This window comes from Arthrobacter sp. HMWF013 (assembly GCF_003061105.1).
Taxonomy (GTDB): domain Bacteria; phylum Actinomycetota; class Actinomycetes; order Actinomycetales; family Micrococcaceae; genus Arthrobacter.
Genome location: NZ_QAIQ01000276.1, coordinates 1 through 6,811, shown reverse-complemented (window position 1 = coordinate 6,811; position 6,811 = coordinate 1). Strand labels below are relative to the sequence as shown.

At 65.7% G+C, this 6,811-nt stretch carries 6 protein-coding genes; 1 reads left to right on the top strand and 5 read right to left on the bottom strand.

The window, feature by feature from the left end; genetic code table 11:
* A partial coding sequence (locus tag DBR22_RS10925) for a ribonuclease E/G (protein WP_181365131.1) occupies positions 1-1,724 on the bottom strand: 1,724 nt, incomplete at its 3' end.
* A 446-nt stretch (positions 1,725-2,170) separates the two neighbouring features.
* On the opposite strand from DBR22_RS10925, the gene DBR22_RS10920 reads away from it, so the two are divergent.
* Entirely contained in the window at positions 2,171-2,848 is a 678-nt protein-coding gene (locus DBR22_RS10920) for a vitamin K epoxide reductase family protein (RefSeq protein ID WP_181365130.1), read from the top strand.
* A gap of 116 nt (positions 2,849-2,964) precedes the next feature.
* On the opposite strand, the gene ndk is transcribed toward DBR22_RS10920, so the two are convergent.
* The 4 genes from ndk to DBR22_RS10900 all read right to left on the bottom strand — a co-directional run.
* Complete coding sequence (gene ndk / locus DBR22_RS10915) at positions 2,965-3,384, bottom strand: nucleoside-diphosphate kinase (protein WP_108599035.1); 420 nt, start codon at positions 3,382-3,384, stop codon at positions 2,965-2,967.
* 37 nt (positions 3,385-3,421) lie between these two features.
* On the bottom strand, positions 3,422-3,868 hold the full coding sequence (locus DBR22_RS10910; protein WP_108599034.1) for a DUF4233 domain-containing protein: 447 nt from the start codon (positions 3,866-3,868) through the stop codon (positions 3,422-3,424).
* Positions 3,869-3,870: 2 nt separating this feature from the next.
* A complete protein-coding gene (locus tag DBR22_RS10905; protein WP_108599033.1) occupies positions 3,871-5,229 on the bottom strand; it encodes a bifunctional folylpolyglutamate synthase/dihydrofolate synthase in 1,359 nt (452 codons plus the stop codon).
* A 3-nt stretch (positions 5,230-5,232) separates the two neighbouring features.
* A partial coding sequence (locus tag DBR22_RS10900) for a class I tRNA ligase family protein (RefSeq protein ID WP_146187471.1) occupies positions 5,233-6,811 on the bottom strand: 1,579 nt, incomplete at its 5' end.

Below are 6,811 nucleotides of genomic sequence, written 5' to 3'. Positions count from 1 at the left end.
TCTTCGGAGGCGCCTTCGGCAGCGGTGCGCACGATCACGCCGGCGTGCTCCGGGAGGCGGTCCTTGAGGATGCGCTTGAGGCGGTTGCGTTCGACGTCGGGCAGCTTGCGGGAGATGCCGGTCATGGAGCCGCCGGGCACGTACACGAGGTAGCGGCCGGGGAGGGAGATCTGGCTGGTCAGGCGGGCGCCCTTGTGGCCTACGGGGTCCTTGGTGACCTGGACCAGGACGGTATCGCCTGATTTGAGGGCGTTTTCGATCCGGCGCTGCTTGCCTTCGAGGTTGACGGCGTCCCAGTTCACTTCGCCGGCGTAGAGGACGGCGTTGCGGCCTCGTCCGATGTCAACGAACGCCGCTTCCATGGAAGGCAGCACGTTCTGCACCTTGCCGAGGTAAACGTTGCCGATCAGGGAGTCCTGCTGGGTCTTGGAGACAAAGTGCTCGGCCAGGACGCCGTCCTCAAGGACGGCGATCTGGATTCTGTCGTCGCGCTGGCGGACGATCATCTGCCGGTCAACGGATTCACGCCGGGCCAGGAACTCGGCCTCGGTGATCACCGTACGGCGGCGGCCGGTATCGCGGGATTCACGCCGGCGCTGCTTCTTGGCTTCGAGCCTGGTGGAGCCCTTCACGGACGTCACGCGGTTATTGACCGGAGCTTCGGTGGCGGCACGCGGTGCGCGGACACGCGTCACCGTGTTGGGCGGATCGTCGCCTTCCCCGCCGGTCAGTTCCAGGTCCTGGTCACCACGGCGGCGGCGCCGGCGACGGCGGGACGTCACGCCCTCTTCGGCCTGGCCTGCTGACTCTTCGTCGTCTTCGGCGGCGCCGTCCTGGCCGCCTTCGGCAGCTTCGGCGACGTTTTCGGTGTCGTCGGTACGGCTGCGTCCGCGGCGGCCACGGCTGCGGCGCCGGCGGCGGCCGTTGGCGTCGTCCGCTTCGCCGTCCTCGGCGTCGTCCTCTTCAGGCTCAGCAGCAGCGGCAACGGCGGCCGGAGCGGGGCGTACCACGGTGCTCAGGTCGGGCGCCTGGAAAAGCACTGACGTGGACGAGCCCGGTTCCAGGAAAAGTGAACCGAAGGGACTGGCCGCCTCGGCGCGGGCGGGTTCCGTCGCCGGGGCAGCTGTCTCCTGGACGGCGGCTTCCTGCTGTACCGGCGCCGGTACAGCCGGCTGTTCCGGAACTTCAGGGGCTGCCTCAGGTCCGGTTGCTGCGTCGGCCTCGGAAACAGCAGCGGCCTCCGGGGCAGCAGCAGTTTCAGGGGCTGCGGCAGTTTCCAGCTCAACAGTCTCAGGGGCTGAGGCCTTGCGGGTGGCAACGCGGCGGCGCCGGACAGGTTTCGTGTCGACGGCCATCTCTTCACCCTGAACCGCGGCGGCAGCCTCCACGGCAGCAGGCTCTGCAGCAGCGGGTGTTTCCGTGGCTTCGGCGGCGAAGGCGGGCAGCGGTTCTGCCGGCTCGGCTGCCTTGCGTGCGCGTGTCCGGCGGACGGGGGCCTTGGCTACCGGCGCAGCGGCTGCGGCGTCGCCGGTCAGAGTCAGTGCTTCAGCCGTGCCGGGAAGTGCTGCCTCTGCCTCGGTTGCGGCACCGGCGTCAACTGTTTCGTCTGCGGCGGCAGCCTTGGGTGCTGCTTTGCGGCGGGTCCGGGTGGCCTTCTTCGGCGCTTCAACGGCTTCAGCCACTGCTGCTTCGTCATTAACGGCTGGTACTTGTTCGTTTTCCATAGTGGCAACACTCCTGCCCCTGACGTACCGCCACATCCGGCACCCATTGGGGCACATATTGTCAAAACCCGCAGGCGTTGACAGAAGTCAAGTGGATACTCTCAGGTTCGCACCGGCAGTGGGGTGCGGCAGCCCGTGGGAGCCGTTGGCTGTGTCCTGAAACCCGTTGTTCTACATGCCACAACCAGGTGCCGACCAATGGGACGCGGGAAGCCGGATCAGAGAATCCAAAGCCTGCCCTGCTCGTCATTGGCGGTCTTGGGAACAAGCCACCGGACCGGAGTCCGAATGTGGGTCGGCCTCCAGCCACGTTCATTCTCTCACACCCGGACTGAAAGACGGCGGAAGCCCGGACCTGGATCGCACGCCCCCAGGCTGAATGCTGTCCCCAGCCCGCGGCGTTACAATCAGGCAAGGAGCACCCGACGCAAAGGACGCCACGAACCATGCCCAGCATCTCCCCCGCCACAGGCACCGGCAGCCCCGCAGCCGAACTCATGGCAGGCCCGGATCCTGTGACCTCAGCAGCCGTTCCGCCCATGACCCGTAACCGGCCCCTTGGCTGGCTCATGGTCATCACCAGCCTGATCGGCTGGCTGGCATCCGGGACCCTGGTCCTGGAGAAGCTTGAGGTCCTCAAGGATCCCAACCACACCACTGTGTGCGACGTCAACCCGTGGATCTCCTGCGGCCAGGTGATGCAGACCTGGCAGAGCTCGGTGTTCGGCTTCCCCAACATGTTCATCGGCATTGTGGCTTTCGCCGTCACCCTCGCCGTCGGTACGGCCCTGCTGTCCGGGGCCACCTTCGCCCGCTGGTACTGGCTCGGGCTCCAGGCCGGTGTCACCCTGGGCTTCGCCTTTGTGGTGTGGCTGTGGTCCCAGGCCCTGTACTCGATCCATATCCTGTGCCCGTTCTGCATGATCGTCTGGGCGGCAATGATCCCGCTGTTCGTCTGGGTGACCATCCGGAACGTCACCCATGGTGTCATCCCGGTCCCGGCCGGCGCGGCGCGCCTGCTCGGCGACTCGGGCTGGATCATCACGGCGTTGCTTTACGTGGCAGTGATTGCCACGATCTTCTTCGCCTTCATCCAGGTGTTCGCGGGTACGTCCGGTTTCTAGCAGGCGCACAAAAGAGCCCCCGTTTCCGACGAAACGGGGGCTCTTGTGTGTGCAGGGCGGGGTCATTTAACGCCCGATAAACAGCCTGGAATGGGCTTTGAATGACCCCGCGTTGCCTAGCCCTGGAACCAGATCTTGATCTCGCGCTCGGCTGAGTCCACCGAATCCGAGCCGTGCACCAGGTTCTGCTGGACCTTCAGTCCCCAGTCGCGGCCGAAGTCGCCGCGGATGGTTCCCGGAGCGGCAGTGGTGGGATCGGTGGTTCCGGCGAGGGAGCGGAAGCCTTCAATGACGCGGTGGCCCTCGAAGATGGCTGCCACTACCGGCCCGCTGAGCATGAACTCCACGAGCGGCTCGTAGAACGGCTTGCCCACGTGCTCCTCGTAGTGCTGCTCCAGAAGCTCGCGGCTGGCCTCAACCTTCTTCAGCTCGGCGAGGGTGTAGCCCTTTGCCTCAATGCGGCTCAGGATGGCGCCGCTGAGATTGCGGGCCACGCCGTCGGGCTTGATCAAAACTAGGGTGCGCTCAATGCTCACAACTGCTCCAATGCGTTGGTGGGGTTTCGGGACAATTCTACGAGGCTTGCGGGGAGTCCCCGTGCGCCGCGTTCCATTCGGCCTGGTCACGGTCGCGCTGCGCGGACTCGGAGTCGATCCGGATGCCGGTCCTGATCCCGTACCACCAGGCAAGGGCGAACAGGGCGCCCACCAGGAACATCATGGGTTCAACAATCCCGGTCAGGATCAGCACGATCTGCAGGATCCAGCCCAGCGCCACACCCCACGGCCTGGACAGCACCGCACACGCGAAGATCATGACCAGGCTAAGGGCGATTCCGGTGCCCAGGATCAGAGCCGGCGGAAACTCCCCGCGCTTGAGTCCGAAAACGGCCAGGGTGGCGAAAAACACCACGAACGCCTCGAGCAGCAGGACGGTGGAGGCGAACATTACTTTCGTGGACCGGCGCTTCCTGGGCATCCCGGGGCGCCATTCCCGCTGGGCCTTGGTCAGTCTGGCCATAGCTAGGCCTCCGTCTTTCCGAGCAGGATCCGTGCCTCGGCCACCAGGGTGATGGACCCCGTCACCAGGACACCACCGGAAAGGTCGTCATTGGCTTCGGCGCGTTCCACGGCCCATTCGAGGGCGTCGTCGAGCTTTTCGGCGATGTGGATGTTGTCCTCGCCGAAACCCATCTCCACTGCGAGTTCAGCCAGCTCGGCTGCCGGTACTGCCCGCGGCGAGTTGGACTGGGTGAAGCAGTATTCCTCCGCAATCTCACCGAGGGATTCCTTGAGCTGGCGCAGGATTTCTTCGGCGTCCTTCTCCTTGAGCACCCCCACCACCGGCACCAGCCGGGTGAAGCTGAAGGCCTCCTGGATCGCTTCGGCCGAGACCCGGATTCCGTCGGGGTTGTGGGCGGCGTCCACGATGATGGTGGGCGCCGTCCGGACCACTTCCAGCCGGCCCGGCGAGGTCACAGACGCGAAGGCTTCCTGCAGGACTTCGGCGTCGAGTTCCTTTTCGCCGCCGAAGAATGCCTCGAGTGCAGCCACGGCAACGGCCGCGTTCTGGGCCTGGTGCGCTCCGTGCAGCGGCAGCAGCAGTTCCGGATACCGGCCGGCGATGCCCTGGATGCTGACCACCTGTCCGCCCACGGCGACAGTCCGGGATTCGACGCCGAACTCCACTCCTTCAAACCTGAAGGGCACGGAGACTTCCTTGGCCTTTTCCAGCAGCACCTGTGCAGCGTCCACGGGCTGGGCCGCACTGATCAGGAAACCCCCGGGTTTGATGATCCCGGCCTTCTCGTGGGCGATGTCCTCGGTGGTGTCGCCGAGCAGGTCCGTGTGGTCCAGGGAGATGGGGGTGATCACTGATACCTGGCCGTCCCCGACGTTGGTGGCGTCGGTAATCCCGCCCAGGCCCACCTCAACGACGGCGACGTTGACGGGCTGGTCGGCGAACACTGCGAAGCCCAGGATGGTCAGGCATTCGAAGTACGTGAGCCGGGGCTCGCCGGCTGCGGTGAGTTCGTCGTCGACGATCTGCAGGTAGGGGCGGATCTCATCCCAGATACGGACGAACGTCTCATCCGACACAGGGTGGCCGTCAATGCTGATCCGTTCAGTGACCCTGGACAGGTGCGGGCTGGTGTAGCGGCCGGTGCTCAGGCCGTGGGCACGCAGCCCGGCTTCGATCATCCGGGCGGTGGAGGTCTTGCCGTTGGTGCCGGTCACGTGGATGATCGGGAAGGCCTTGTTGGGCTCCCCCAGGACATCCATGGCACGGAACAGCGGCGCAAGGCGTGGTTCCATCTTGTTTTCCGGAGCGCGGCCCAGCAGCTCGGCGTAGACACTTTCCACGGAGAATTCGTCGGTCATATCCTAGGCCTCTGTCTTTTCGACGGTGATGAGCGGTTCGCTCGATTCGGCCGGCACGGTGTCCAGCTCCAGGGTTAAGGTTTCGGTTTTGACCAGCCCGGCGTTGGCCAGCAGGGCATCAAGGACCTGCTGCCCGGCCGTGACGGTGGTCCGGATACGGTCGCTGACGTTCAGTCCGGCATCCTTGCGGGCCTGCTGGATGGCGCGGACCATATCGCGTGCCGTCCCTTCGGCCTCAAGTTCCGGCGTGACTTCGGTGTTAAGCACCACGAAGCCGCCGCCGGGCAGCACTGCGGCTGCCCGTGAGCCGGCACCCTCGGCAGCTTCAGCCACCACGGTCTCCAGCGTGTACTCCTGGGGTTCCAGCTCCAGTCCCCCGGCGGTGACAACGCCGGCGTCGGAGACTGACCAGTCGCCGGATTTGGATCCCTTGATGGCCTGCTGGACGTTCTTGCCCAGGCGCGGGCCCGCAGCGCGGGCGTTGACCACCAGCTTCTGCTCGATCCCGAACTCCTCCGGGGAGGCGCTCTCGGCGTCGAGCAGGCGGACTGAACGGATGTTCAGTTCGTCGGCGACGACGGCGGCGAAGCCTCCCAGCGCATCCGCGCCGGGTGCCACGACTGTCAGTTCCTGCAGCGGGAGGCGGACGCGCAGGTTGGCGGCCTTGCGGAGCGAGGATCCGGTGGAGCAGATCTGCTGGACGCGGTCCATGGCTTCCACCAGCGCCGGGTTGGAGGGGAACAGGCCAGCCTCCGGCCAGTCGGCCAGGTGCACGGACCGGCCGCCGGTGAGGCTGCGCCAGATCTCTTCGGAAACCAGCGGCAACAGTGAGGCAGCCACGCGGGAGACGGTCTCCAACGCTGTGTAAAGGGCATCGAAGGCGTCAACACTCTCGTCGAAGAAGCGCTGGCGGCTGCGCCGGACGTACCAGTTGGTGAGCATGTCGAGGTAGCTGCGGAGTTCGTCGCAGGCACCGGAGATGTCGTAGCTGTCCAGCTGGGCGGTCATGTTTCGGACCAGGTCCCCGGTGTTGGCCAGGAGGTACTGGTCCAGTGTGTCGGAGTAGCCGTCGTAGCGGAGGCGGGCGTCGTAGCCCTGGCCGCCGTCAGCGGCGTTCGTGTAGAGCGTAAAGAAGCTGTAAACGTTCCACAGCGGCAGGATGACCTGGCGGACGCCGTCGCGGATTCCCTGTTCAGTGACCACCAGGTTGCCGCCGCGCAGGATGGGGCTGGACATCAGGAACCAGCGCATGGCGTCCGAACCGTCGCGGTCCAGCACCTCCGAGACGTCCGGGTAGTTCCGCAGGCTCTTGGACATCTTCTGCCCGTCGGAGCCCAGCACGATGCCGTGGCTGATGACGTTGCGGAACGCAGGCCGGTCAAACAGTGCGGTGGACAGGATGTGCAGCATGTAGAACCAGCCACGGGTCTGGCCGATGTACTCCACGATGAAGTCGGCCGGGTTGTGGGTATCGAACCAGGCTTCGTTCTGGAACGGGTAATGCACCTGGCCATACGGCATGGAGCCGGAATCGAACCAGACGTCCAGGACGTCCTCGACGCGGCGCATCACGGACTGGCCC

Coding starts and splice junctions, on each gene's coding strand:
- DBR22_RS10905 (WP_108599033.1), bottom strand. CDS start 5,229: ATGACCGACGAATTCTCCGTGGAAAGTGTCTACGCCGAGCTGCTGGGC.
- DBR22_RS10920 (WP_181365130.1), top strand. CDS start 2,171: ATGCCCAGCATCTCCCCCGCCACAGGCACCGGCAGCCCCGCAGCCGAA.
- DBR22_RS10910 (WP_108599034.1), bottom strand. CDS start 3,868: ATGGCCAGACTGACCAAGGCCCAGCGGGAATGGCGCCCCGGGATGCCC.